This window comes from Leeuwenhoekiella obamensis (assembly GCF_055391795.1).
Genome location: NZ_AP029251.1, coordinates 176,843 through 202,910 on the forward strand (window position 1 = coordinate 176,843; position 26,068 = coordinate 202,910).

The window sequence follows — 26,068 nt, forward strand, 5'->3', positions numbered from 1 at the left end:
TGGTAGATTTATACTTAAATAGAACACGATCGGTTAAGTTAACTATTAAGAATAAGTAATGGCCCATTTTTTGTTTAGATTTAGGCCAAAATGAAAATCCTATGAAAAACCTTTTTGTACTGCTAATGCTTTTTCCTTTTTTGGCTTTAAGCCAAAATACCGACTATAAAAAAGCTGAGGATTACTTTAAAAAAGAACAGTTTGAAAAGGCAAAACCCATTTTTCAACAGTATTTAAGATCACATCCTACAGATATAAAAACGCAGGAATATCTTGGCGATATCGCTGGATATTCTAAAGATTGGGACACGGCGATAGACTATTATGAGAAGCTTGTGGAGCATGACCCTAAAAATGCTACATATCACTTTAAATACGGCGGTTCAATGGGTATGAAAGCGCTTGAGATCAACAAGCTGCGTGCCCTGACGATGATAGATGATATTAAAGAGCATTTTACTAAAGCCGCAGAACTTGATCCTAAACACATTGACACCCGCTGGGCACTGGTAGAGTTATACATGCAACTTCCGGGAATTGTAGGTGGTAGCGAGAAAAAAGCACTGCATTATGCAGACGAACTAGAGAAAATTTCTGCCGTTGATGGGTATCTCGCAAAAGGCTACATCGCAGAAGAAAGCGACCGCAAAGAAGATGCAGAACGGTTTTATAAAAAGGCGGTTGCAATAGGTAAATCGCCGCATACGTATGAGAAGCTGTCAGAACATTATGAGAAAAATGATCAGCCCAAAGAAGCGATACAAACAGCGTCAACTTCTCTAAAACTGCATAAACGCAATCAGACGAATTACCAGATAGGCAAGATCGCTGCCGAGTATAATATGGAGGCAGAACTAGGTATAAGTAGCTTAAAGCGCTACGTGAAGAATCACACCGTGCGTGATGGCGTGCCGGTAGACTGGGCGTATTACCGCATGGCGCAGATCTACAGGAATCTTGGCGACAAAACCAGTGCAAAATATTACATAGAGCTCGCGCTTAATGACAGGCCAGACTTTGAACAAGCGCTAGAGGAGAAAGATAAAATTCAGCGAATGTAAGTTTTGGGCGAATGCCAAGGCACCGGGCTTTATGCTATATCTTTGCTCGCTGCACTCACAAAGGATGCCGCTGCAATCCCTTTCGCGAAAGCGATATTAAAATACTTCAATCATTCATGGGCATTGCCTAAATTCGTGCCCAGAAGACACAGCATATGAAAATTCATTTTATTGCCATAGGAGGAAGTGCGATGCATAATCTTGCGATCGCTCTATATGATAAAGGATATGAGATCACAGGAAGTGATGATACGATCTTTGAACCATCAAGATCAAGGTTAGCAAACAAAGGTTTGTTGCCAGAGAATTTTGGTTGGTTCCCTGAAAAGATCACCACAGATCTTGATGCTGTGATCCTAGGTATGCATGCAAAACCAGACAATCCAGAGTTGTTGCAAGCGCAAGAACTGGGCGTTAAGATCTATTCGTATCCTGAGTTTTTATACGAGCAATCTAGAGATAAAACGCGTGTTGTTATTGGCGGTTCTCATGGTAAAACCACGATCACTTCTATGATCTTGCATGTGTTGCATTATCACGATCGCGAGGTAGATTTTATGGTAGGAGCACAGTTGGCTGGCTTTGATAATATGGTGCATCTTACAGATGAGAATGATTTTATTTTATTAGAAGGAGATGAGTATTTGTCTTCGCCTATTGACCGTCGCCCAAAATTTCACCTGTACCAACCACAGATCGCTTTAATAAGCGGTATTGCGTGGGATCACATCAATGTTTTTCCTACTTGGGAAAATTATGTAGAGCAATTTGAGGTTTTCGCAAATAGCATAACTCCTGGCGGAATTCTAGTGTATAATGAAGAAGACGCTGAGGTAAAACGCATCGCAGAAGCCGCCGAAGGACCAACGCGTAAACATGGATATACAACTCCAGAGTTCACGGTAGAAAATGGAGAAACGCTAATAGAAACTCCAGAAGGTCCAATGCCTATCGCTGTTTTTGGGAAGCATAATCTTAATAATTTGGCTGGAGCCAAATGGATCTGTCAACACATGGGCGTTGATGAAGATGATTTTTATGAAGCTATTGCCACCTTTGAAGGCGCTTCAAAACGTCTTGAAAAAATAGGTGAGACCGCCAGCAATGTGGCTTATAAAGATTTTGCGCATTCACCATCTAAGGTAAAGGCAACTACAGAGGCGGTTAAAGATCAATATCCAGATCGCAAATTATATGCTTGCCTAGAGTTGCATACATACAGCAGTCTCAATGCCGAATTCTTAAAACAATACAAGGGCGCGCTTGATGCTGCTGAAGAAGCTGTAGTTTTTTATTCTCCAGAAGCGGTTGAGATCAAGAAGTTAGATCACATTACAAAAGAGCAAATCGCAAACGCTTTTGAACGTGAAGACCTGATCATCTTCACAAAACCAGAAGATTTTAAAGAATATTTATTTGGCTTAAAGCCAAAAAATGCCTCAATTCTCTTGATGAGTAGTGGTAACTATGGTGGCCTCAACTTTGATGAGGTTAAGCAAATTCTTTAGTTTTTTGTAGAGTGTTGGGCGTAGATCGCGTCTAGGTAGTTTTGCATTTTTGATTGATGGTTATGCAAAAGCGCTTCACGTGCTTGGTCAAAATCTGGAGTAGACTTATCTTGGCTTAGTTTGTATTTTCCTTCCCAGGATGTGATCTCGATCTCAAACCCCATGATGTAATTTACGTATTTATCCATACGCTCATCATTGATGTCTAATTTGAATTTTTGCGCATCACCTTCTAAAAATTCAGTCATTTTTACCATTGACTTTTTTACATCTTCAGTTTTGGTGATGGCTGTGCATTTTCCTTCAAGATGAACTTTGATGTAATTGTACGTAGGCAGTTGAGAGGTTGTGTAAATACTAGGTGAAATATACGTGTCTGGCCCATTAAAGATCACCGTGCACAAATTGTCATCTTGAAGCAATTCACACTGCGGATTAACTCTATCAATATGCGCGATCAATTTTCCTAAGCCGTCATTAGCTTCATAAACTACCGGCAAATGCGTAATGAGCGGTTTGCCATCTCTAACACTAATTACTGTCGCCAGCGGAAATGTCTTGATCGTATTTATAATGTTCTCAAAATTCGCTTCCTGATGATGCTGCGGTGGGTATTTCATTCGCCAAACTGCGTTAAATGATGATCCAGATGTTTGTAACTCATCTGGCCTATTTGCTCCTCGGTAAATTTACCAAAAGCCGGATGATCATACACTTTTCTGCTGCCTTGTAGCGCTCTAAATGCTTCAATGCGTTCTAATAAAATCTCCTTTTCTTTCTCAAAATCACGATCATCCTTCACTACAAAATCAGGAGCCGTAGGCAATCCTTTGCGCCAAGGTTTGTCATTATACAACGTCTTTTTAAAGAACCACTGTATGATTTTCATTGGCTTTAAGCCAAAATCATTATCATCAGTAAAAATCTCAAAAGGCTTCTGGCAGTGATGCAACATCTGGCTTACAGACATTTTTCCCCACTGTGCGGAGCTATTTGGCGAAAGCCTATTTATACGTTCAACAATTTCATTATGAGCTGATTGATTGAAGATATTTTTCATTGAAATTCAGTTGGTTATGGTGTTTTTAAAAATACATTTTTTATTTTTATTGAAAGTCATACAATGTCACAAGACGTCGATAAACTCTCAATAAAAAACTGGTCTCTGGATGATCGCCCACGCGAGAAGCTCCTGCAAAAGGGACGTATGGCGTTGAGTAACTCAGAACTTCTAGCCATTTTACTAGGCTCTGGAAGTAGAAATGAGAGCGCTGTGGCTCTTGGCCAAAGAGTGCTTGCCTCAGTAAATAATAATCTTAATGAGCTGGGTAAACTTGAGGTTAAACAACTCATGAAATTTAAGGGAATAGGTGAGGCAAAGGCCGTGACAATTGCTGCCGCATTAGAGCTAGGGCGACGTCGCCGCTCTGAAGAAGCTATGGAAAAGAAAAAGATCTCTAGCAGTAAGATGGCTTTTGAGATTTTACAGCCAGTGATAGGCGATCTTCCGCATGAAGAATTCTGGATCATCTATCTTAATCATGCTAATAAAGTGCTTAATCTTTATCAAGTAAGTCGTGGTGGGATGACCTCTACAATTGTGGATGTGAGAATTATTATGCGGCGCGCTTTAGAAATAGGTTCTACAACAATGGTTCTTGCGCATAATCACCCAGCGGGAACATTAAAACCTAGCCAAGAAGACATTAAGATCACAGACAAGATCAAGCAAGCAGCAAAGAGTCTTGACATCCGTTTACTAGATCATATTATTGTTACTGAAAAGACCTATTTTAGTTTCGCAGATGAAGCTCTTATCTAGTAGCTTTGCAAAAGCAAAGATATTTTATGCTCTTAGTCTATACTCACAAAATCACGCCGCGGCTGCGTTATACCTTTAAGCAGATCTGTACAGGTATTTTAGGTGTGCCGGTAAAATATACCACCGCTGTAGATGAGTTTATAGTTCACGACGGGCTTAAGCTTTCTTACACTACAAAACCGCTAGGTAAAGAGATACATATTAAAAGTCAGGAAGTACTTTTTGAACAAGGCATTACAGACTTTGAAGTCAATGTGCAAGACTGGGATGATGTTCCTTGTTTTTTTGCTGCTGGTCTTAAGAGCGTGATTCCTTATGATATTTTTGCCGCTGCATTCGTATTGTTGAGCAGGTATGAAGAATATCTGCCGCATGTTAAAGACGCGCATGGCAGATTTCCTGCAGATGAAAGTTTAGCGCATCAACATAAGTTTTTGCATCGGCCGGTAATTGATATCTGGGCGATGCGATTTAAAGCTGTACTTACAGAGGCGTATCCTCATTTTATCTGGCCAGATAAAGAGTATGATATGCGTGCTCTTATTGATGTAGAGCAGGCTTATGATTTTTACGCTACGGGAATTATGCGCAAGCTAGGCGGAATCGCTCAAGATATTTTTGGGCTGAAGTTTTCTAGACTTTTGTTGAGGTTAAAGGTAGGTTTCGGTCTTAGGAAGGATCCTTATGATACGTTCAGCTGGTTGATCAATATTCAGAAGCATGCTAAGCGCAAGTTTATTTATTTCTTTCAATTGGGCGATTATTCAACTTTTACTAAGAATATTCGCTTCAACAAGAAGGCGTATCGCGAATTGATAAAGATCGTGGGGGACTACTCAGACATCGGATTGTTGCTTTCGCGTGAAGCGTTATATAGCGCAAGACAACTCAAGGTAGAAAAACAGCGCATCACCAGCATTACAAACAAACCGCTAGAATCTGTGCGATGTACAAGCCACATGACTTCTTTGCCATTACACTATCGTGAAATGGTCGCGCAAGAGGCTTATAATGATTACAGCATGGGTTATCCAGATACGCTGGGCTTTAGAGCAAGTACTTGCACGCCATTTTTGTTTTATGATCTGGATTACGAAAGTCCTATGCCATTAATGGTTCATCCCGTTTGTGCGCAGAGTGGTGTTTTTGAAAGTCATATGCTTAAGGAAAAGGATCTTAATAAAGAACTGGATGTTTTTCTTGAGATGTTTGAAGTTGTGAAGCAATTGAAGGGGCATTTTATTTTCAGTTTTAAGAATAAATCTTTCACGGGTAAAGGAGAAGACGAGGGGCAGTGGAAACAATTTTTTAGACAATTAGTTCATGAATAAGCTTACGGGAGTAAAACATATATTTTTTGATCTGGATCACACACTGTGGGATTTTGATAAAAACAGTGCGCTTGCATTTCAATCTATTTTTGAGAAGAATAGAATAGATGTTACGGTAGACGATTTTCTTGAAGTTTATATCCCGATCAATAATGAATACTGGAAGATGTACCGCGAGGCTCGTGTTACAAAGGAGCAGTTGCGTTATGGAAGATTGAGCAAAGCTTTTAAGGCGCTGAGACGCGAAATAGACGACCATCTGATCAATAGGCTTTCTGACGATTATATAGATCATTTGCCATTGCACAACAACCTGTTTGACAATGCACTTGAAATACTTGAAGAGCTCGATAAAAACTATGAGTTACACATTATAACAAATGGTTTTGAGGAAGTACAGCATCTTAAACTGAAGAATTCTGGTATTGATAAATTCTTTAAAACAGTGACCACAAGCGAATCTGCCGGTGTCAAAAAACCAGATCCTAAGATCTTTAAAGAAGCAATGCATAAAGCCGGTGCGCATTTCAGCGAAAGCGTAATGGTAGGCGACACCTATGAAGCTGATATTGTGGGCGCTCTGGATGTGGGAATGCGCGCAATATGTTTTAATTATCACAAAGCAGATCTTGATGAATCTATACTTACAATCAGTGAATTAAGCGCCTTGCGAGAATTTATTTAACTTTTACCAGCACGGCAGATTATACTAATGCTAATTTCTGTCCGTTTTTTAAGAGAACTTCATAAACCCCTAAATCATGAAGCCCAGGATATTATTGCATGTCCTTGCTGTTTGCATTATTGCCATTTCTTGCGTTAAGGATGTAGATTTTGATCAAGCAGAAGAGGTCTATCTAGAAAATGAATTTGTCACAGATCTCGTTTACTTCAATCTCACTACTTCAAATTTTGTAGACGTTGACAACGATGTGGTTGTAAATTCTACAGTGACTGAGAGTACCAATCTTGAATTCTTAGACGATCAATTCATACAAGAAAATCTGGTTGAATTGGCCATTGAGATGGAATATCAAAACACCTTTCAGCAGTCTTTTACAAATCGTGCTCGATTTTTAAACAGAGCGAATCAGGAGATGTATTCCTTTCAATTTGATGTAGATGGCAGTGCAGATGGAAGCGTCGTCACTACACGTTTTGTAGATACGCTCACGCAAGCAGAGCTTCAGCAGTTTAAGCGATCTATAAAACTAGAAGTTTCAGTAGATCTCACGCAAGACGGTCAATCCATTGAGGGTAATCTGGATTTTAGATCTAAGGCTTACTATAAAATGCTTTTTGACCAATGAGAATAGGCGCATTTTTAGTTTTGCTTTTTGTTTTTGGCTACAGCCAAGCCCAGATAAAACAGTTGTATGGTGTGGATGATCTACCGCAAACACTGATGCTTAACCCTGGAGCAGAATTTACAAAAGACAAACATTTTGGGATTCCTTTGCTTTCTGGTATTTCGGCTTCCGCCGGAATCACTGGCCTCACGGCGTATGATATTTTTAAAGAAGATGCTAATTCTACAATTAATGACCGCATTCGCGAAAAGATCTACGAACTGAGTTACAAAGATAATTTTGCCATAAATGAAAAGTTAGAGATCCTAAGTCTGGGGTGGAGAAGGGAAAATGGCGATTATATTTCTGCAGGTTGGTATCAAGAGGCAGATGCGATTGTTTATTGGCCAGAAGATCTAGGGATTCTTACTTATGAAGGAAATGCAAATCGCATAGGTGAATATTTTAGTCTGGAGCAAGCCAGATTGCGCGGTGAGGTGTTGTCTGTTTTTCATATTGGGATCAATAAAAAAGTCTCAGATAAATTAAGAATAGGCGCAAGAGGTAAATTGTATAATAGTATGGCAAACTTCAATAGCCTGAATAATCAAGGTTGGTTTGCAACTTTTGAAACGCCTCAAGGAGAAAATTTCTATCGGCACGATTTGATAAATGCGCAGTTAGTATTGCAGACTTCTGGAGTAGATAATTTCAGTCCTGCTTCTATGCTTTTCAGCGGAAATCTAGGCGTGGGCGTAGATCTAGGATTTACCTATCAATTAAATCGAAACTGGAAACTTACAGGAAGTTTAGTTGATTTAGGTTTTGTGATGCATAGTTCAGATCTTAAAGAACATTATTTTGAAGGCGATTATTCCACAAGCGGTATCCAACTTATTTTTCCGGCGGTTTTTACCGCAGATGATAATAGACCGTATTGGCAGGATTTTGAAAAAGAATTTGAAGAGCAGGTACAGTATGGTGACAGACCGGGAGAATCATACACGACATTGCGACCTTTAAAATTGTATTCGTCGCTAGATTACGGTTGGGGTGAGCCAGAAGACTGTAATTGTTTGCAGCCTGATAATAAGACTTTTCAAAGTCATGCGGGTGTTCTTTTTTCGGCCGTTAAAAGGCCTGTTTTACCATACGCCGGTTTAACGGCATACTATGATACAAAGATCTTTGACTTCTTGCGCGGTAAGGTAACGTATACTGTAGATCAATATAGTTTTAAGAATGTTGGGCTGATGGCAAGTACAAATATTAAAGGATTTAATTTTTATATTGCAGTAGATAATATACTAGCTGCCGAAAATCTTGCAAAAGCTAATACGGCAGGATTTCAGTTAGGACTTCAAATCATAAAATAAAACACATATATGTTCAAGTATAAAGTAGTATTTCTGTTGGCTTTTCTATTCACCGCGACTGTTTCTCATGCGCAGGTTGAAGAATTAGAAGGATATGATTATGTGATCGTTCCTAGTCAATTTGGGTTTCAAAAATCAGCTGGTGAGCATGACCTTAATAGTTTCATGGTTTTTCTTTTTAGAAAATATGGTTTCAACGCTTATTTAAATACAGCAGAAACTCCGGGAAGTATGAATGTAAATGGCTGTAATACGCTTTACGCAGATGTTGAAACAAGCGGATTTCTTACGTTCAAAACCCAGATCAATTTAAAAGATTGCAAGGGTAAAATCGTTTTTCAACTACCCGAAGGAAGAAGTAGAATTAAAGATTATAAGCGCGGTTATCAAGATGCCTTTAGAGATTCTTTTGAGAAGCTAGAAGAACTTGATCTTGGGTTTACATACAGCAATGAGATCATCACAATGGCAGATATCAAGTCTGATGAGATAGAAGAGACTGAGGAGAAAGTGGTAAAAGTAACAGAGACTAAAATTGATAATAATAAGGCTGGGGCGCCAAAAGAAGTCGTGGTTTCTTCAATACCTAAACCCACTGTTGTTGAGGTTGTAGAAGATAAAGCAGCTGAAAGTGTTGAGGTAAAATCAACCACTTTTGTAAGCGCTGACGGAAGCTACAAACTTGAACCTACAGCAAATGGTTTTAACGTGATAGAAGCCGGTAATAAAATAGGAACAGCCCTAAAAACTTCAGGAGGTGTTTATCTAATCACCACATCAGAGTTTAGCGGAGTAGGAAGAAAAGAGGGTGAAAACTTTATTATAGAGCGTGAGGTTAAAGGTGTAGAAGGTCTTGTAAAAATGACCTTCAATCCATCAAACTAATAGCTGTACTTATCGCCCCATTTATGCTTTAAGAATTTACGCAAATTCTCTTCTCTAGCATTGTTTCCGGGTTCGTATAATTTATGATTGGCAATTTTGCTGGGTAGATATTCTTGCTCAGTAAAGTTGCCTTCTCCGTTATGAGAATATTTATATTCTTTACCATAACCCAATTCTTTCATGAGTTTTGTAGGTGCATTTCTTAAATGCAAAGGAACAGGAAGATCGCCAGTTTGTTTAACTAACTGCTGTGCGTGATTAATTGCCATGTACGAAGCATTGCTTTTTGGCGAAGTAGCCAAATAAACCACACATTGACTTAAAATTATTCTCGCTTCTGGAAATCCAATGGTATTCACAGCAGTGAATGTATTGTTTGCGATCACAAGCGCTGTAGGATTTGCATTACCCACATCTTCTGAAGCGAGAATGATAAGTCTTCGCGCAATGAATTTAAGATCTTCACCACCTTCTATCATTCTGGCTAACCAATAAACAGCAGCATTGGGGTCGCTTCCTCTAATACTTTTAATGAACGCCGATATTATATCATAATGTTGCTCACCAGTCTTATCATAAAGTACGGTGTTGCGCTGCACTTTCTTCTGTACCATTTCATTAGTGACAACAACATCGTTAGTGCTTTCAGTAGTAACGATGAGCTCAAAGATATTAAGTAGTTTTCTAGCGTCGCCACCGCTTAATCTAAGTAACGCTTCGGTTTCTTTTAACTCAATATTTTTCTTCCCTAAAACGGTATCCTCATTGATAGCGCGCTTCAATAAATTTTTAAGGTCGTCTGCAGAGAAAGGTTTAAGAACATAAACCTGACAGCGTGACAAGAGTGCGGGAATAACCTCAAAGCTAGGATTCTCAGTAGTTGCGCCTATAAGTGTTACCCAGCCTTTCTCTACTGCGCCTAAAAGTGAATCTTGCTGTGATTTACTGAAACGGTGTATCTCATCAATAAACAACAACGGATTTTTCTGCGTAAATAGTCCGCCAGATGATTTTGCTTTTTCAATAACCTCGCGAACATCTTTAACACCGCTGTTTATCGCACTAAGTGTATAAAATGGCCTTTTAGATTCTTCTGCAACAATGTTTGCTAACGTTGTTTTCCCCACACCAGGAGGTCCCCAGAAAATAATAGAAGGAACAACGCCGCTTTTTATGGCTTGCGTCAAAGCTCCATTCTTCCCGATCAAGTGTTCTTGACTTAAGTAATCTTCTAGTTTTTTTGGCCTCAGCCTCTCTGCTAATGGTGCATTCATGTTTCAAAATTATTATAATTTATTTGCCCTGCTGACAATGGGGCAGAAATCTTTTTTTGGAAATAAAATTGATACTACATCATTATGAAAAACCACCAAAATCAGGAGTTTCAATTTTATCAAGGAGTAGTGATCTATCCCTTGATCTTTGTGATGCTCATGTGGATCGTCTTTTGGCTAGAGATCAGGTTTAATCTCAATTTTACGCCAAGTGGTATTTATCCACGACGATTTTCTGGTTTACAGGGAGTGCTTTTTTCGCCTTTCATTCATGGGAGTTTAAAGCATTTGTTCAATAACAGCATACCAATATTAGCCTTGACTGCGGCACTATTTTATTTTTATAGAAAAGTTGCCTGGCGAGTTCTATTTTTTATAGCCATAGGTGGTGGTCTTTTAACATGGATTGTGGCGAGACCGTCTTATCACATAGGTGCCAGCGGAGTGGTTTATGGTTTGGCTTCTTTCCTTTTTTTTAAAGGGATCTGGTCAAAACATTATAGACTCACGGCGCTTTCCTTGATCGTTGTTTTTATTTACGGTAGTCTCGTTTGGGGAACGATGCCATTAGATCCCAGTATGAGTTGGGAAGGACATCTTTCAGGCTTTATTGTTGGTTTGATATTAGCTTTCGCCGTAAGGCAAAAAATAGCCGCCCCGAAAAAATACGAGTGGGAAAAGGAAGATTTTGATGAAGAAAATGATCCTTTTTTAAAGCAGTTTGATGCAGATGGAAATTTTATAGATCTGCCAGAAGACGATGAGATCGAGGAAGAAAAGCTCGACTAGAAGCGTTGTCTCACAACCTCATATAAAAATGCGCCACAAGCAACCGAAACGTTAAGCGAACTGATGTTACCGTACATAGGTAGTTTTGCCTTTTTGTCGACCATTTTAAGAACTCCTGGGCTAACACCTTTGTCCTCGCTACCCATAACCAGGGCGGTAGGAAGTTTAAAGTCTGTGTCATACAGGTTGTCTTCTGTCTTTTCTGTAGCGGCCACGATTTGCACGCCAGAACCTTGAAGGTAAAATATTGCGTCCTTAACATGATCTACTTTGCAAATAGGCATATTAAAAATGGCGCCTGCAGAAGTTTTTATCGCGTCGTCTGTAATAGGAGCAGAGCCGGTTTTTGGGATGATGATCGCATCAACGCCAGTACACTCTGCAGTACGAACAATTGCTCCAAAATTCCTGACATCAGACAACTGATCAAGAATAAGAAAAAGCGCAGGTTTGTCTTTTTCAAGAACGCTGTTAACCACGGTGTCAAAATCTTGCAAAGTTACGGGAGAGATCTGCGCAACAGCACCTTGATGATTCTCTTTAGTAAGTCGGTTTAACTTTTGTACAGGCACATAAGAAATCTGGATTCCTTTAGCATTAGCGACACCTTCTAATTGCTTAGTAAGAGGGTTGCTTTGATCCTTTTGAATAAAGATCTTATCAATATCCTCATCTGCATTAATCGCTTCGATGATCGCTCTTGTACCGTAAATTTGAGATTTTTTCATGCTGCAAAAGTACGTTTTCTTGTGACAGGTTTTAAAGTGGGTATAAAATATGTTTGTATCGCTTTCGCGAAAGCTACTCTTAAATGAAAAAAGCCACCCGAAGGTGGCTTAATTCTTTATGCTTGTTTTGAGATTATCTCCAACCTCCAGTTGAGTAATCTGTACCAGCTTCACCTGAAGAACCACCAAAAGTGTAGTTTTCAGCAGGTATAGCCTCTAACGCTTTTCCAGGAACTGGGAAGTGTAATAGAGTGCCAGATTGAAGCAGGTCAAGACCTCTCATTTCAAAGAAAGATAACCCCATTGAAGATACTCCTAACTCAACGATTCTTTCATAGTGAATTGCGTCTGCAACATCAGCAGGAGTACTGCTTACAGGTGCTAATTGACCTCTTGTAACACGCGTACCAGCATTAATTACAGCAGCAGCATCACCAGCTCTGTTAAGATTAAGGTATGCTTCAGCCAGATACATTTCATTTTCTGCAAGGGCTAATTCTACCGTAGGGATTGTCCATTCTGAAATGTACTCATCCCATCTTGAGTAACGGTAAGAGCTATAGTGATATGTACCACGCTCTGGTCTAAAGCTTTGACTATCCAGATATTGGAAGTCGCTCGCTAGTCTAGCGTCTGAAGAGTTTGCTTCTGGAAGAATTGTAGCTCCATCAGGCCAGTAGTCTGGATAGCTAGAATCCATTAAACTAATTACATAAAGATCTGTTCTAGCCCATCCTGGATACACTAGATATGTCTTGAAAAGGTCGTACCAGTTTACATCATCATGTAGGATGTTAAAATCTGCTGTTACACCATTTTCTGCATAATTCTTTACTCTATTCCAGTCAATTGCTGCTTTCTCAGTGCTGTTACGAGGACTCATAACCATAAAACGAGCACCGAAACTTCTCATTAATTTAGCAAATTGAGCGCTGCTGAATGAGTTTCCAGGCATCCACTCTGTTGGAACGTTAAAAGAGTTTCCTTCTGCAATTGCGATAGCTTCATCTAGTTTAGTTAAAGCAAAGTCCATTGCAGTTTTATAATCAGAAGAACCTTCACCTATAGGTCCAGTCTCGTCTGATACCCAAACTTGATCAAATACAAGAGCATTATAACCTATAGCTAATGCTTGACCAAATTTACCTATTGAAGCTATCAATGCTGGGTTGTCAAACTCAGTTCCTGCTTCATAAGCAGCAACTAGAGTGTTTGAGTCAAACAATACAGAATAAAGAGAGTTAAAGTAAGAGTTAGTCACATCATTACCGTAAGATACAGTGTTATTGAATGCAACACGTGGCTCACTTGAAAGGTCTCTCATACCAAAGTTACCCCATGAACATGAAGATACATCAGCCATGGTGTTGAAGGCAAATCCAGGAGCAACTGTAGAAGTGGTAGACATGTACCAGTTCTTAAAAATTGTTGCTGCTTTAGATTGTAATGCAACAGGATCTGATGTTAAGATCTCGTCATTTGGATTTTCTAGGTTCTCTACCTCCAGATCAGTTTGTAGATCACATGAAAATGCTGCTAGCAAAGAAAAGACTGCTAGCGTTTTAAGCAATAAATTAATTTTTCTTTTCATAATTTTTAGAATTTAAGTTGCACAGCAAATGAGTAAGTCGTCTGAGTAGGATACACTCCATAATCAACAGAGAAATACTGTTGTGTAGTACCGCTATAGTTTGCAACCTCAGGATCCCATCCTTTGTACTTTGTGAATGTCAGTAGGTTTCTACCGATAACGCTAAGTTTGATTTGGTTAAAGAACCCTATTTGATCAAGAATGTCTTTAGATACGTTATAGCTTAAAGAAAGTTCTCTAAGTTTTACGAAGCTACCATCTTCTACCCAGTATCCATTGTTTTGGTTTACATCATATAATGAACCATAGTACTTGATAGTTTTCTTTTGATCTTCTGGCTTACCAGCTTGATCAACGATATCGGTTCTTTCACTAATAGTTAACCATTGTCTGTTTCTGTTGTAGATGTCTCCACCTTGTTTCCAGTCCCAAAGCATGTATAGGTCAAAGTTTTTCCATGACATATTAGAAGTAAGACCTACTCTAAAGTCTGGGTTTTGATTACCTATCTGCTCAAATACAGGAGTTCCATTCTCATCAACCTTAACGATCGCAGCTTCATCTTGAGTACCGATGTTTGCAGTTTTAACAACAACACCATCAGCATTTACTGAGTATTCTGAAATAGACTCACCAGCTGGAAGTTGAGCCTCCATAGTTGCAAGGTCTTTAACAAATGTACGTCCCCACATAGATCCAAACTGAGTATTCTCTCTTAGAAGGAAAAGGCCATCAGGACCTACTTGTTGCTCAGGAGCATTTAGTGCAGTGATGTTGTTAGTACTCTTAGCGAAGTTTGCGCCAAGATTCCATCGGAAGTTCTCATTGTTGATCAAGTTTGCATTCACAGATAATTCATAAGTATCTGCTTCTAGATCACCAACGTTTTGCCATTGTCTGTTTTTACCTGCGTTTGCTGGAGCAAAAAGACTCACAAGCATAAATTGATCTTCAGTTACTTGGTTAGAGTAAACAGCCTCAACATTAATAAGGTTATCAAATAAAGACATTGTTAAACCAAGTTCTTTCTCTGTAGTTGTTGAAGGTCTAAGGTCTGGGTTACCTTTAACACGGTTTGTGCTTAAAGAACCTCCACCTAATGCAGTAAGTTCATATTGCCAGTCAAAACCTGGTCTTTGTCCCGCAGTACCATAAGCAGCGTTAATCTTCATTTCATTTATACCTGGGATCTTAAGATCTTCAGAGATACGGTATGCTGCAGAGATACGGTGATAATCTCTCCATTTGTAGTTTTCACCGAAAAGTGAAGAACCATCTTTTCTGAATAGACCGTCAATGATGTATCGATCTTTGTAGATAAGTCCACCAATCAAGAAAAGGTTTTGAGCTCTTTCAGCTTGTTGATCAGATGAAACTGAAATTGTACTAGGGTCAAAGTTGTCAAGAGAAGGTAGATCTCTATAAAGGAAATCTGATCCAGAACCTGTGAATACATCACTATCTCTATCTTCAATAAGGTAACTTAATTTAGCATTTACATCAAGATCTCCGAAGCTATCGCTAAAGTTAAGAGTACCTTGTGCTTTTTGCGAAAGCTGATTAGAGCTGTATTTGTATAAGCTACCTTTAGAGTAACCAAAACCTATATCAGATCCATCTGCTTGGAAAGACTCATACTTGTTATAATCAGTATAACGATAGTTATCACTTTCAAAAGCGTATTCAAGATCAAGATTTAAGAAATCTGTAAATTTAACATTCATGTTGTAAGAGCCTAAGAATCTTTGCTGTAAAGCTTCTCTGTCACCCACATATAGCTGGTATAACGGGTTGCTTATCTCATTTTCCCATGGGTCTGGCTTAAAGTAATATGGCTGCCCATCAGGGTTGTCTAACATGATGTTAGCATCAGGAGATAATCTGTTGATAATTCTATAGATGTCTGCGCTACCACCTGGAGATCTATCTTTAATGTTGATAAAGTTATTGTGAGTAGAGAACTTTAACCAGTCAAAGATTTTGTAATCCGCGTTAAATCTGTAGCTGTTACGTTGGTAACCTTCAGTTTCTACTAGTACACCTTCTGAGTCTAGGTTTTCAAAAGAGAAGAAAACATTACCTTTCTCTGTTCCATTAGATACAGAAGTATAGAATGTGTTCTGAACACCAGTCTTAAAGAACATGTCTTGGAAGTCACGATAAACACCAAATGGGTTATCTGAATATCCATCAGCCTCAGGTATTCTAGCCCCAGATGGAGCAGTAGGATGACCAGAAGCAGCATACACGCTTTGGTAGTTTGAAGGATAAGTTACACCTTCATACTTAGTGTACTGTCCTTGGAAGTTTTGCCAGTCTGAAGCTAGCTGATACCCGTGTGATTTGTTAGTTTCTACGAAGTTAGTGATCTCGTTAAAACCAATTTCTGATCTTACAGTTACATCAGTTTGTCCTGTACGTCCTTTTTTAGTTGTAATTACGATTACACCATTACCTGCTCTAGATCCATAAAGAGAAGAGGCAGATGCACCTTTAACGATCTCAAAAGAAGCGATGTCCTGAACGTTAATGTCTGAAAGACCACCTTCTACAAATACCCCATCCATAATTACTAATGGAGATTGAGAACCGTAGAAGTTAGTAGCTCCCCTTAAGATAATGTTAGCACCTTGACCAGGACGACCTAGGTTGTTTACAGCAACACCTGCAACTTTACCTTGAAGTGCACTTGCAGCAGAAGTCGCTGGTACATTTTCAATAGCTTCAGATGATACTTTGTTTACTGTTACCGAAAGCTTTTTACGGCTAGTTGCCCCTGCAACCCCAGTTACAACAACTTCATCAAGTGTTTCACCAGCGGTAAGTTTAACATTAATTGTGCTAGAATCCCCTACAATGATCTCTTGAGTGGTGAAACCGATGTAAGAGAAAACTAAAGTAGCTCCCTGATTTGCAGAGACAGAATAATTTCCGTCAAAATCAGTTTGCGTACCGGCGGTTGAACCGTCAACAACGATATTAACCCCAGGAAGAGGTATTCCACTGTCGTCAGTTACAGTACCGGTAACTGTTTTTGTCTGTGCAAAGGTAAACTGCACAACAAACGCTAAGAATAGCGTGAAAAGTCCACTAAACTTTGTTTTCATGTTTTGAATTTATTTGAATTAGCCGATCCAAAAATCATAATAAAAAGTTAATGGTGCAAACGCTTTTTGACAAAAGTTGGCGATTCTATAAAGAATATTTCATCGTAACTTAACTTTTATTCAGAATAATGTAATTAGGGAAATATGAAAAATTGTGTCAGAAAATTGAAAATTCTCGTTACTGATTGGGTTTGAAGCGTTGATTTTCAGTATGGTAGAATTTACAAGTAAATTAATTCCTGCTCCTGAACTGTAAATCAAACGATTGACTAAATCGTTTTTGTAAAAACTAGCATCAAAATGTATATTTAACATAATTTCGTCTGAAAAAAAATAACGCATCTCATTCATGAAGCTACTGTGAAAATATCCGGATAATGAATTTTCAGAAAATCCACGAATTGTTCTTATTCCGCCAAAGCGGTATAATTCATTTTCTAGATAATTGTCTGAGATTAGATACTGCGTTGAGTTGTAGATATTGAATTTCAATTTATCGATTACTGGGATAGATTGCTCCGCGTTTACAGCAATTAGATATTGTTGCGTTTTAGAGTTGCTTGTTTTGCGGTTTCCTGTTCCTAGTTTAATTTCTAAGGCGGTTGAATACTCTGTCAAGATATTTTCGGATGGCTTGTGGTAAATGCTGCTAAGTGTATAAAAGGTCTTGTGGTAATCTTCAATTGCGGCATTTTGCAATTCGGTAAGGCCTGTAGAATTTTCACTATAGATCCCAGCGCTAAAATCAAGATTGCTTCTCAATTTATACACGAGGTCTAGGTGTTGTGTGGCAGTAGAAAAAGTGCTGTCTCTTCTAAAAAGGTTCAAACCTGCGTCAATGCCTAGTGGAGATTTTAAAATGTAAGGCAAGTTTAGATCAATATTCAGTGCTCGTTGATCATTGCCGTCGCTCCTATAATTTAGGTCAAGGCTTTCGCCAAAATTCAAATTATTCTGTAACCGTATTTCAGCATTGCCATTAATGCGCAGTTTGCCAGTATTCTCATTTGTGCCAAAACCTATAAACCCATCCAGTCTATTGGTTTGCTTTTTCTTTAAGTATAGATATAGTTGTGTTTCGCTTTCGCGGAAAAGTATTTCAGGTTCTTTCGTTTCCGAAACAAAAGGTAGTGATCTTACTTTTTTGAGCTTCGTTTGGATTTCTTCAGTGTTAAATCTTCTGTCTGTTTTAATTCCTAATCCTTTTTCTAAAAATACAATTGGGAACTTTTCATACCCCAAAACCACGATGGAATCCAATTTTCTATCATCACTTTTTTCTAGTATGAGATCTGCAGTGACAATGCTATCTGTTTTTCTTAGGTTGGATAAATATGCTTGAGATAATGGTCTTCCGTTTTTGGCCTCGAGCCTGATAATAGATTTTAAGAAATCTTCAGTTTTATTGAAGGGTAGTGTAATGGTGTTGTTTTCGGGTTGCAGATTTAATCTCTGCGCGTAGTCTGAAATTATCGAGTCTTTATAGATCGCTTTGATATATTTTGATCTACTTCCGGTTGAAATGTAAACCGTGTAGTTTTTGTCGTCATGTATGATACTATCAATGGTTGAATTGATGAATCCGGTTTGTTGTAATGCTGTATTTATGGCTTTCGCCGTAAGGCTAACCGCATCAACAGACTCATAATGGCCAACTTGTAATTGGCTATTTGCTACGCTATCTGCAAATGTATTTTTAGGCTGGATTTGCACATTGACATCTTGGCTGCGAAGATCGAGAAAAACGCTAGTATATATATTAAGGACAAGAAGTAAAAGTAGTTTTTGTCTCAAAGTCTAGTATTGTGGCGCAAAAATAACGGGAATTTTGATTTTAAAATTGTGTGAATTGTCTTTTGAAAAATCCCTTTGAAAATTAATCATTTATGGTTTGATTAACTGAATTTTATTTATACATTTGCAAGCCCTTAGAAATAGGGGTTTGATAAATAATAAATTTAGGTAAACGAAATTATGCCAACAATTTCACAATTAGTACGAAAAGGAAGGGCCAAGATAACCAAGAAGAGTAAATCGGCTGCTTTGGATTCGTGCCCACAACGCCGCGGGGTTTGTACCCGTGTGTATACCACTACACCTAAGAAACCTAACTCAGCTATGCGTAAAGTAGCTCGTGTAAGGTTAACTAACGGTAAAGAGGTAAACGCATACATCGGTGGTGAGGGTCACAACTTGCAAGAGCACTCGATAGTATTGGTTAGAGGCGGAAGGGTTAAAGATTTGCCAGGTGTAAGATATCACATTGTTCGTGGTGCTCTTGATACCGCTGGTGTACAAGGACGTCTACAACGTAGATCTAAGTACGGTGCAAAACGCCCTAAAAAGTAATTAGAAACACTTTTAAAAAGAAGTAATGAGAAAAAGACAGGCGAAAAAGAGGCCGCTTTTACCAGATCCAAAATTTAATGATCAGTTGGTGACACGTTTTGTCAACATGATGATGTGGGATGGTAAGAAGTCGGTAGCCTTTAAAATTTTCTACGATGCGATCGCAATTGTAGAAGAGAAGAAACAAGACGAAGAGAAAACTGCTCTTGAACTTTGGAAAGATGCTCTTTCTAATGTTATGCCTCACGTAGAAGTGCGTAGTCGTAGAGTGGGTGGTGCTACTTTTCAGATCCCAATGCAGATTAGACCAGATCGTAAGATCTCTACTGCAATGAAGTGGTTGATTAGCTTTGCGCGTAAGCGTAATGAGAAGTCAATGGCTCAGAAATTAGCTTCTGAAATTCTTGCTGCGGCTAAAGAAGAAGGTGCTGCTGTTAAGAAGCGTGTTGATACGCACAAGATGGCTGAAGCAAACAAAGCATTCTCTCACTTTAGATTCTAAAAGATAAATGGCACAAAGAGATTTAAAATTTACACGAAATATAGGTATTGCTGCACACATTGATGCTGGTAAGACTACAACTACAGAGCGTATTCTTTTTTACACTGGAGTAAGTCACAAGATCGGTGAGGTGCACGACGGTGCTGCAACTATGGACTGGATGGAGCAGGAGCAAGAGCGTGGTATTACCATTACTTCTGCTGCTACAACTTGTACATGGAAATTCCCTATGGAAAATGCGCAGCCGCTACCTGATACAAAAGATTATCACTTTAACATTATTGATACTCCGGGACACGTTGACTTTACTGTAGAGGTAAACCGTTCTTTGCGAGTTCTTGATGGTTTAGTATTCCTTTTCTCTGCTGTAGATGGTGTTGAGCCACAGTCTGAGACTAACTGGAGACTTGCTGATAATTACAAAGTTCCACGTATGGGCTTTGTAAACAAAATGGACCGTCAAGGTTCTAACTTCCTTGCTGTATGTCAGCAGGTGAAGGATATGCTTAAGAGTAACGCGGTGCCTATCGTTCTTCCTATTGGGGATGAAGCGGATTTTAGAGGTATCGTTGACCTTGTGAAGAACCGTGCGGTTGTATGGCATGAGGATACTCAAGGGGCTACTTTTGATGTGATTGATATTCCTGAAGATCTTAAAGAAGAGGCTCAGATGTACCGTGCGCAGCTTATTGAAGCTGTAGCTGAGTATGACGAGAATCTTATGGAGAAATTCTTCGAGGATGAAGATAGTATTACAGAAGATGAAGTTCATGCTGCACTTCGTGCTGCAGTTATGGATATGTCTATCATTCCTATGATCTGTGGTTCTGCGTTTAAGAATAAAGGTGTCCAGTTCCTTCTTGATGCTGTATGTCGTTATTTACCTTCTCCGGTAGATAAGGATGGTATCGTGGGTACTAACCCTGATACAGGTGCAGAAGAAAGACGTAAGCCAGATGTAACTGCTCCATTTGCAGCGCTTGCATTTAAGATTGCTACTGACCCATTCGTAGGTCGTCTTGCATTCTTCCGTGCATATTCTGGTCGTCTTGATGCAGGTTCTTATGTTCTTAATAACCGTTCAGGTAAGAAAGAGCGTATCTCTCGTATCTATCAGATGCACTCAAACAAGCAAAATGCTATTGAGTATATCGAGGCTGGAGATATAGGTGCTGCAGTAGGATTTAAAGATATTAAAACAGGTGATACTCTTTCTGATGAAAAGAACCCTATCGTTCTTGAATCTATGGAGTTTCCAGATCCTGTAATCGGTATTGCAGTTGAGCCTAAAACTAAGGCTGATGTTGATAAGTTAGGTATGGCTCTTGCTAAACTTGCTGAAGAAGATCCAACGTTCCAAGCTCGTACTGATGAGGCTTCAGGTCAAACGATCATCTCTGGTATGGGTGAGCTTCACTTAGATATTATTGTTGACCGTCTTAAGCGTGAGTTTAAGGTAGAGGTTAACCAAGGTGAGCCACAGGTAGAGTACAAGGAGGCTATCACAAAAGATGCTGATCATAGAGAGGTTTACAAGAAGCAAACCGGTGGTCGTGGTAAATTCGCAGATATCGTATTTACTGTTGGTCCAGCTGAAGAAGGTAAAGTAGGTCTTGAGTTTGTAAACGAAATCAAAGGTGGTAACATTCCTAAAGAATTCGTTCCTTCTGTAGAGAAAGGATTTAAAGAAGCTATGAAGAATGGTCCTCTTGCAGGATTTGAAGTAGATAGTCTTAAAGTAACTCTTAAGGATGGGTCTTTCCACCCTGTGGATTCTGATCAACTTTCATTTGAGCTTGCTGCAAAACTTGGTTTCAAGAGTGCTGCTAAAGCTGCAGGTGCTAAGATTCTTGAGCCTATTATGAAGCTTGAGGTATTAACTCCAGAAGAAAACATGGGTGATATCGTAGGTGACCTTAACCGTCGTCGCGGTCAGGTTAACAACATGAGCGATCGTAATGGTGCTAAAGTTATCAAAGCAGATGTGCCACTTTCAGAAATGTTTGGTTATGTAACAACGTTGCGTACGCTGTCTTCAGGTCGTGCAACGTCTACAATGGAATTCTCTCACTATGCAGAGACTCCTACAAACATTGCAGATGATGTAATCGCTAAAGCAAAAGGTTCGGTTAACGAATAATTTAAGGGAAATGAGTCAGAAAATCAGGATAAAATTAAAGTCATACGATCACAATCTTGTAGATAAATCTGCAGAGAAGATCGTTAAAACAGTAAAGAGTACTGGTGCTGTAGTAACTGGGCCGATCCCACTTCCTACTCACAAAAAAATCTTTACCGTACTACGTTCTCCACACGTAAACAAGAAATCTCGTGAGCAGTTTCAATTGAGCTCTTACAAGAGATTGCTTGACATCTATAGCTCTTCTTCAAAAACGATCGATGCGTTGATGAAGCTTGAGTTGCCAAGTGGTGTAGAAGTAGAGATCAAAGTATAAGTGTTTTCCGCTTATGCGGAATTCACTTCACTATTTCGCTACAGCGAAATAAAATGTCCTAAGCTGCGCGCGAGGGAAAAACGGAAAAATATTTTCAGCAGGGTTGAAGGTGTTTTGACCCTGTTTTTTTTCGCGGAAGCAAAAAGGAAAAGTAAATAAATAGTAATCAATTTTAATTAATAAATATGTCTGGGTTAATTGGAAAGAAAGTAGGTATGACCAGCATCTTTGACGAGAATGGAAAGAACATTCCATGTACCGTTATTGAAGCAGGTCCCTGCGTTGTTACCCAAGTCAGAACCGAAGAGGTTGACGGGTATGAAGCTCTTCAACTTGGTTTCGATGACGCAAAGACTGCAAACAAAGCTGCTGAAGGTCACGCCAAGAAAGCAGGAACTGTTGCTAAGCGTAAGGTTGTCGAGTTCCAAGGATTTGAAGGAGATTTTAAATTAGGAGATGAAGTAACAGTTGAGCACTTTGCTGAAGGAGAATTTGTTGACGTTGTCGGCACTTCTAAAGGTAAAGGTTTTCAGGGGGTTGTTAAGAGACATGGTTTCGGCGGTGTAGGTCAAGCGACTCACGGTCAGCACAACCGTTTACGTGCTCCTGGTTCTATAGGTGCTGCATCGTATCCTGCACGTGTATTTAAAGGTATGCGTATGGCAGGTCGTATGGGCGGTGATCGAGTGAAAGTTGAAAATTTAAGAGTTCTTAAAGTTGTAGCAGAGAAAAACCTTATCGTTGTTAAAGGTTGTGTTCCTGGTCACAAGAATTCTTATGTAATCATTGAGAAGTAATGAAAGTAGCAGTTGTTGATATTAAAGGAAAAGAAACTGGAAGGGAAGTAGAGCTTTCTGATGCAGTTTTTGGTATTGAGCCTAATGAACATGCGCTTTATCTAGATGTGAAGCAACACCTTGCTAATAGAAGACAAGGTACGCACAAAGCAAAAGAGCGTGCGGAGATCGCGGGTAGTACTCGTAAGATCAAGAAGCAAAAAGGTACTGGTACAGCTCGTGCTGGTAGTATTAAGTCTCCATTATTTAAAGGTGGTGGTAGAGTATTTGGTCCTAGAACCAGAGATTACTCTTTTAAGCTTAATAAAAACCTTAAGCGTCTTGCTCGTCGTTCTGCACTTTCAGCTAAGGTAAATGACAATGCAATTGTAGTTGTTGAAGACTTCAATTTTGATGCTCCAAAGACTAAGAATTTTATCGAAGTTCTTAAGGCTCTTGGGCTTGAAAATAAAAAGTCTCTATTCATCTTGGGTGATACAAATAATAATGTATATTTGTCGTCGCGCAATTTGAAAGCCTCTGAAGTTGTAACAAGCTCTGAGATAAGCACTTACAAAATAATGAATGCAAACAGCGTTGTGTTATTTGAAGGTTCTCTAGAAGGAATTGAGCAAAAACTAAGCAAATAAGCGTTATGAGTATTTTGATAAAACCGGTTATTACAGAAAAAGCCACAATGGATAGCGAGCTAAATAGCCGTTATACTTTTGAGGTGAAGCCTGATTCTAACAAGATTGAGATCAAGAATGCCGTTGAGGCGGCTTATGGCGTTTCAGTTGTTAAAGTTAGAACAATGAACGTTCGTCCAGATCGTAAGACTCGTTATACGAAGTCTGGTATGATCACTGGTAAAACAAAGGCTTTTAAGAAAGCTATTGTACAGGTGGCGGATGGAGATACGATTGATTTTTATAGTAATCTATAAGACACATTAGAAGATGTCAGTAAGAAAGTTAAAACCAATCACTCCGGGTCAGCGTTTTAGAGTAGTTAATGGGTATGACGCCATTACTACTGATAAGCCGGAAAAAAGCCTTTTGGCTCCGAAAAAACGATCTGGAGGTAGAAACAGTCAGGGTAGAATGACCATGCGCTATATGGGTGGTGGTCATAAAAAACGCTACCGTATTATCGATTTTAAACGTAACAAAGTAGGTGTTCCTGCAACTGTTGCAACAATCGAGTATGATCCTAACAGGACTGCATTTATCGCTCTTGTAAATTATCAAGATGGTGAGAAGAAGTATGTGATCGCGCAGAATGGTCTTCAGGTAGGGCAAAACATCGTTTCTGGTTCTGGAGTTGCTCCAGAGATCGGTAACGCAATGCCTTTGTCTGATATTCCATTAGGTACAATTATTTCTTGTATCGAGCTTCGTCCTGGTCAAGGTGCTGTTATGGCGCGTAGTGCTGGTGCATTTGCGCAGCTAATGGCGAGAGACGGTAAATTCGCAACAGTGAAATTGCCTTCTGGCGAAACTAGATTAATCCTTGCTACTTGTGTGGCGACTATTGGTGCTGTTTCAAACAGTGATCATCAGTTAGTTGTATCTGGTAAAGCGGGTAGAAAGAGATGGCTTGGTAGAAGGCCTCGTACACGTCCTGTGGTTATGAACCCAGTAGATCACCCAATGGGTGGTGGTGAAGGTCGTTCTTCTGGTGGTCACCCAAGATCTAGAAACGGTATCCCAGCTAAAGGTTTCAGAACCCGTAGCAAGACCAAGGATAGCAACAAGTATATTGTAGAACGTAGAAAGAAATAATAAGACATGGCACGTTCATTAAAAAAAGGACCTTACGTTCACTATAAGCTAGAGAAGAAGGTAGCTGCAAATGTTGAGGGAAATAAGAAGACTGTGATCAAGACTTGGTCTAGAGCTTCTATGATTACTCCAGATTTTGTAGGACAGACAATCGCAGTTCATAATGGTCGTCAGTTTGTTCCAGTTTATGTAACTGAGAACATGGTAGGTCATAAGTTAGGAGAATTTTCACCCACAAGATCTTTTAGAGGTCATGCTGGGGCAAAAAATAAAGGTAAAAAATAATCTAAGCTATGGGAGTTCGTAAAAGAGAAAGAGCAGAGCAGATTAAGGAGGCCAAGAAGTCTTTGGCTTTTGCCAAATTAAATAATTGCCCTACATCACCTAGAAAAATGCGTTTAGTTGCAGATCTAGTGCGTGGTGAGAAGGTAGAAAAGGCACTTCAGATCCTTAAATTTAGTAATAAAGAAGCTTCTCGTAGAGTAGAAAAGTTAGTGCTTAGTGCGCTTGCTAACTGGCAGGAGAAGAATGAGGAAGCTAGCATAGAGGATGCTGATCTGATCGTAAAAGAGATCCGTGTAGATGGTGGTAGTATGTTGAAGAGACTACGTCCAGCGCCTCAGGGTCGTGCTCACAGAATAAGAAAACGCAGCAATCACGTTACAGTTGTGCTTGGTGCAAAAGATAACACACAAAGCTAGTAGATAAATGGGACAGAAGACAAATCCAATCGGGAATCGCCTAGGTATCATTAGAGGTTGGGAATCCAACTGGTACGGAGGAAACGACTACGGTGATAAACTTGCCGAAGACGATAAGATCAGGAAATATATCCACGCCCGTCTATCTAAGGCTAGTGTGTCTAGAGTGATCATTGAGCGTACGCTTAAGCTTGTAACCGTTACTATCACAACAGCTCGTCCTGGTATCATTATTGGTAAAGGAGGGCAAGAGGTAGACAAGCTTAAAGAAGAGCTTAAGAAACTTACTGACAAGGAAGTTCAGATCAATATCTTCGAGATTAAACGTCCAGAACTAGATGCGTTTTTAGTTGCTTCTAGTGTTGCTCGTCAAATCGAAAACCGTATTTCATACAGAAGAGCTATTAAAATGGCTATTGCGGCTGCAATGCGTATGAATGCTGAAGGTATCAAGATCCAGATCTCTGGTCGTTTGAATGGTGCTGAAATGGCGCGTTCAGAGGCTTATAAAGATGGTCGTATTCCATTGTCTACTTTTAGAGCCGATATTGATTATGCTTTAGTGGAAGCTCATACTACTTATGGTAGATTGGGTATTAAAGTATGGATCATGAAAGGTGAGGTGTATGGAAAAAGGGAGCTTTCTCCGTTAGTTGGCTTAGCTAAAAAGCAAGGTAAGTCTGGTGGAGGTCGAGGTGGTAACAAATCTCGTCGTAGAAAGTAATTTTTTAAAGAAAAG

Annotated in this window: 27 protein-coding genes; 20 read left to right on the forward strand and 7 right to left on the reverse strand. The window is 39.4% G+C overall.

The features are described from left to right. The first annotated feature begins 101 nt into the window (after positions 1 to 101). The gene (locus ACZ5L8_RS00795) at positions 102 to 1,061 is read left to right on the forward strand and encodes a tetratricopeptide repeat protein (protein WP_464439032.1); all 960 of its coding nucleotides are present in this window, start codon (positions 102 to 104) and stop codon (positions 1,059 to 1,061) included. 155 nt (positions 1,062 to 1,216) lie between these two features. Beyond that, entirely contained in the window at positions 1,217 to 2,569 is a 1,353-nt protein-coding gene (locus tag ACZ5L8_RS00800; RefSeq protein ID WP_464439033.1) for a UDP-N-acetylmuramate--L-alanine ligase, read from the forward strand. Here ACZ5L8_RS00800 and ACZ5L8_RS00805 read toward each other — a convergent pair. Together ACZ5L8_RS00805 and ACZ5L8_RS00810 are read right to left on the reverse strand one after the other, a co-directional pair. After that, entirely contained in the window at positions 2,566 to 3,189 is a 624-nt protein-coding gene (locus tag ACZ5L8_RS00805; protein ID WP_464439034.1) for an FMN-binding negative transcriptional regulator, read from the reverse strand. The genes ACZ5L8_RS00800 and ACZ5L8_RS00805 overlap by 4 nt on opposite strands. Further along, positions 3,186 to 3,629 (reverse strand): DUF1569 domain-containing protein, encoded by a 444-nt coding sequence (locus tag ACZ5L8_RS00810; RefSeq protein WP_464439035.1) that lies wholly within the window; start codon positions 3,627 to 3,629, stop codon positions 3,186 to 3,188. Before ACZ5L8_RS00810 ends, ACZ5L8_RS00805 begins: the two co-directional genes overlap by 4 nt. Before the next feature lie 63 nt (positions 3,630 to 3,692). On the opposite strand from ACZ5L8_RS00810, the gene radC reads away from it, so the two are divergent. From radC to ACZ5L8_RS00840, 6 genes are all read left to right on the forward strand, one after another. After that, positions 3,693 to 4,391, forward strand: coding sequence for a RadC family protein (gene radC, locus ACZ5L8_RS00815; protein WP_464439036.1), 699 nt, complete (start codon positions 3,693 to 3,695; stop codon positions 4,389 to 4,391). A gap of 26 nt (positions 4,392 to 4,417) precedes the next feature. Further along, a complete protein-coding gene (locus ACZ5L8_RS00820) occupies positions 4,418 to 5,722 on the forward strand; it encodes a polysaccharide deacetylase family protein (RefSeq protein WP_464439037.1) in 1,305 nt (434 codons plus the stop codon). Then, entirely contained in the window at positions 5,715 to 6,407 is a 693-nt protein-coding gene (locus ACZ5L8_RS00825; protein ID WP_464439039.1) for a YjjG family noncanonical pyrimidine nucleotidase, read from the forward strand. The genes ACZ5L8_RS00820 and ACZ5L8_RS00825 overlap by 8 nt, the downstream gene beginning before the upstream one ends. 76 nt (positions 6,408 to 6,483) lie before the next feature. Then, entirely contained in the window at positions 6,484 to 7,032 is a 549-nt protein-coding gene (locus ACZ5L8_RS00830) for a hypothetical protein (RefSeq protein ID WP_464439041.1), read from the forward strand. Next, a complete protein-coding gene (locus ACZ5L8_RS00835) occupies positions 7,029 to 8,387 on the forward strand; it encodes a DUF5723 family protein (protein WP_464439043.1) in 1,359 nt (452 codons plus the stop codon). Before ACZ5L8_RS00830 ends, ACZ5L8_RS00835 begins: the two co-directional genes overlap by 4 nt. Positions 8,388 to 8,396: 9 nt before the next feature. After that, positions 8,397 to 9,272: a hypothetical protein gene (locus ACZ5L8_RS00840; RefSeq protein ID WP_464439045.1), complete on the forward strand. Its 876-nt coding sequence runs from the start codon at positions 8,397 to 8,399 to the stop codon at positions 9,270 to 9,272. Here the strand turns inward: ACZ5L8_RS00840 and ACZ5L8_RS00845 are convergent. Then, a complete protein-coding gene (locus tag ACZ5L8_RS00845) occupies positions 9,269 to 10,546 on the reverse strand; it encodes a replication-associated recombination protein A (RefSeq protein WP_464439046.1) in 1,278 nt (425 codons plus the stop codon). The two genes, ACZ5L8_RS00840 and ACZ5L8_RS00845, sit on opposite strands and share 4 nt — an antisense overlap. Positions 10,547 to 10,630: 84 nt before the next feature. Here ACZ5L8_RS00845 and ACZ5L8_RS00850 point away from each other — a divergent pair, with 84 nt between their 5' ends. Then, positions 10,631 to 11,335, forward strand: a complete 705-nt coding sequence (locus ACZ5L8_RS00850; protein ID WP_464439047.1) for a rhomboid family intramembrane serine protease — start codon at positions 10,631 to 10,633, stop codon at positions 11,333 to 11,335. On the opposite strand, the gene rlmB is transcribed toward ACZ5L8_RS00850, so the two are convergent. The 4 genes from rlmB to ACZ5L8_RS00870 all read right to left on the reverse strand — a co-directional run bounded on the left by rlmB (position 11,332) and on the right by ACZ5L8_RS00870 (position 18,555). Next, positions 11,332 to 12,063 carry a 23S rRNA (guanosine(2251)-2'-O)-methyltransferase RlmB gene (rlmB, locus tag ACZ5L8_RS00855; RefSeq protein WP_464439049.1) on the reverse strand — a complete coding sequence of 244 codons (732 nt, stop codon included), beginning with the start codon at positions 12,061 to 12,063 and terminating at the stop codon, positions 11,332 to 11,334. The genes ACZ5L8_RS00850 and rlmB overlap by 4 nt on opposite strands. Before the next feature lie 133 nt (positions 12,064 to 12,196). Next, positions 12,197 to 13,654: a RagB/SusD family nutrient uptake outer membrane protein gene (locus tag ACZ5L8_RS00860; RefSeq protein ID WP_464439051.1), complete on the reverse strand. Its 1,458-nt coding sequence runs from the start codon at positions 13,652 to 13,654 to the stop codon at positions 12,197 to 12,199. A 5-nt stretch (positions 13,655 to 13,659) separates the two neighbouring features. After that, the gene (locus ACZ5L8_RS00865; RefSeq protein WP_464439052.1) at positions 13,660 to 16,761 is read right to left on the reverse strand and encodes a SusC/RagA family TonB-linked outer membrane protein; all 3,102 of its coding nucleotides are present in this window, start codon (positions 16,759 to 16,761) and stop codon (positions 13,660 to 13,662) included. Between the two features lie 120 nt (positions 16,762 to 16,881). Beyond that, positions 16,882 to 18,555 (reverse strand): BamA/TamA family outer membrane protein, encoded by a 1,674-nt coding sequence (locus tag ACZ5L8_RS00870; RefSeq protein WP_464439054.1) that lies wholly within the window; start codon positions 18,553 to 18,555, stop codon positions 16,882 to 16,884. Positions 18,556 to 18,735: 180 nt separating this feature from the next. On the opposite strand from ACZ5L8_RS00870, the gene rpsL reads away from it, so the two are divergent. The 11 genes from rpsL (at position 18,736) to rpsC (ending at position 26,053) form a co-directional block, all read left to right on the forward strand. Further along, positions 18,736 to 19,110 (forward strand): 30S ribosomal protein S12, encoded by a 375-nt coding sequence (gene rpsL, locus ACZ5L8_RS00875; RefSeq protein WP_009779177.1) that lies wholly within the window; start codon positions 18,736 to 18,738, stop codon positions 19,108 to 19,110. Positions 19,111 to 19,135: 25 nt separating this feature from the next. Next, complete coding sequence (gene rpsG / locus ACZ5L8_RS00880) at positions 19,136 to 19,612, forward strand: 30S ribosomal protein S7 (protein WP_462599365.1); 477 nt, start codon at positions 19,136 to 19,138, stop codon at positions 19,610 to 19,612. Positions 19,613 to 19,619: 7 nt separating this feature from the next. Continuing rightward, on the forward strand, positions 19,620 to 21,752 hold the full coding sequence (gene fusA / locus ACZ5L8_RS00885; RefSeq protein WP_464439056.1) for an elongation factor G: 2,133 nt from the start codon (positions 19,620 to 19,622) through the stop codon (positions 21,750 to 21,752). Between the two features lie 10 nt (positions 21,753 to 21,762). Continuing rightward, a complete protein-coding gene (gene rpsJ, locus ACZ5L8_RS00890; RefSeq protein ID WP_010181931.1) occupies positions 21,763 to 22,068 on the forward strand; it encodes a 30S ribosomal protein S10 in 306 nt (101 codons plus the stop codon). Between the two features lie 185 nt (positions 22,069 to 22,253). Continuing rightward, the gene (gene rplC, locus ACZ5L8_RS00895) at positions 22,254 to 22,865 is read left to right on the forward strand and encodes a 50S ribosomal protein L3 (protein ID WP_464439059.1); all 612 of its coding nucleotides are present in this window, start codon (positions 22,254 to 22,256) and stop codon (positions 22,863 to 22,865) included. Further along, positions 22,865 to 23,494, forward strand: coding sequence for a 50S ribosomal protein L4 (gene rplD, locus ACZ5L8_RS00900; protein WP_464439060.1), 630 nt, complete (start codon positions 22,865 to 22,867; stop codon positions 23,492 to 23,494). Before rplC ends, rplD begins: the two co-directional genes overlap by 1 nt. Before the next feature lie 5 nt (positions 23,495 to 23,499). Beyond that, positions 23,500 to 23,790 carry a 50S ribosomal protein L23 gene (rplW, locus tag ACZ5L8_RS00905; protein ID WP_462599361.1) on the forward strand — a complete coding sequence of 97 codons (291 nt, stop codon included), beginning with the start codon at positions 23,500 to 23,502 and terminating at the stop codon, positions 23,788 to 23,790. 13 nt (positions 23,791 to 23,803) lie between these two features. Then, positions 23,804 to 24,628 (forward strand): 50S ribosomal protein L2, encoded by an 825-nt coding sequence (gene rplB / locus ACZ5L8_RS00910; protein WP_464439063.1) that lies wholly within the window; start codon positions 23,804 to 23,806, stop codon positions 24,626 to 24,628. Positions 24,629 to 24,634: 6 nt separating this feature from the next. After that, positions 24,635 to 24,913: a 30S ribosomal protein S19 gene (gene rpsS / locus ACZ5L8_RS00915; RefSeq protein WP_462599359.1), complete on the forward strand. Its 279-nt coding sequence runs from the start codon at positions 24,635 to 24,637 to the stop codon at positions 24,911 to 24,913. A gap of 8 nt (positions 24,914 to 24,921) precedes the next feature. Further along, positions 24,922 to 25,329 carry a 50S ribosomal protein L22 gene (gene rplV, locus ACZ5L8_RS00920; RefSeq protein ID WP_462599358.1) on the forward strand — a complete coding sequence of 136 codons (408 nt, stop codon included), beginning with the start codon at positions 24,922 to 24,924 and terminating at the stop codon, positions 25,327 to 25,329. Positions 25,330 to 25,336: 7 nt separating this feature from the next. Next, the gene (gene rpsC, locus ACZ5L8_RS00925; RefSeq protein ID WP_462599357.1) at positions 25,337 to 26,053 is read left to right on the forward strand and encodes a 30S ribosomal protein S3; all 717 of its coding nucleotides are present in this window, start codon (positions 25,337 to 25,339) and stop codon (positions 26,051 to 26,053) included. Positions 26,054 to 26,068: the final 15 nt, after the last annotated feature.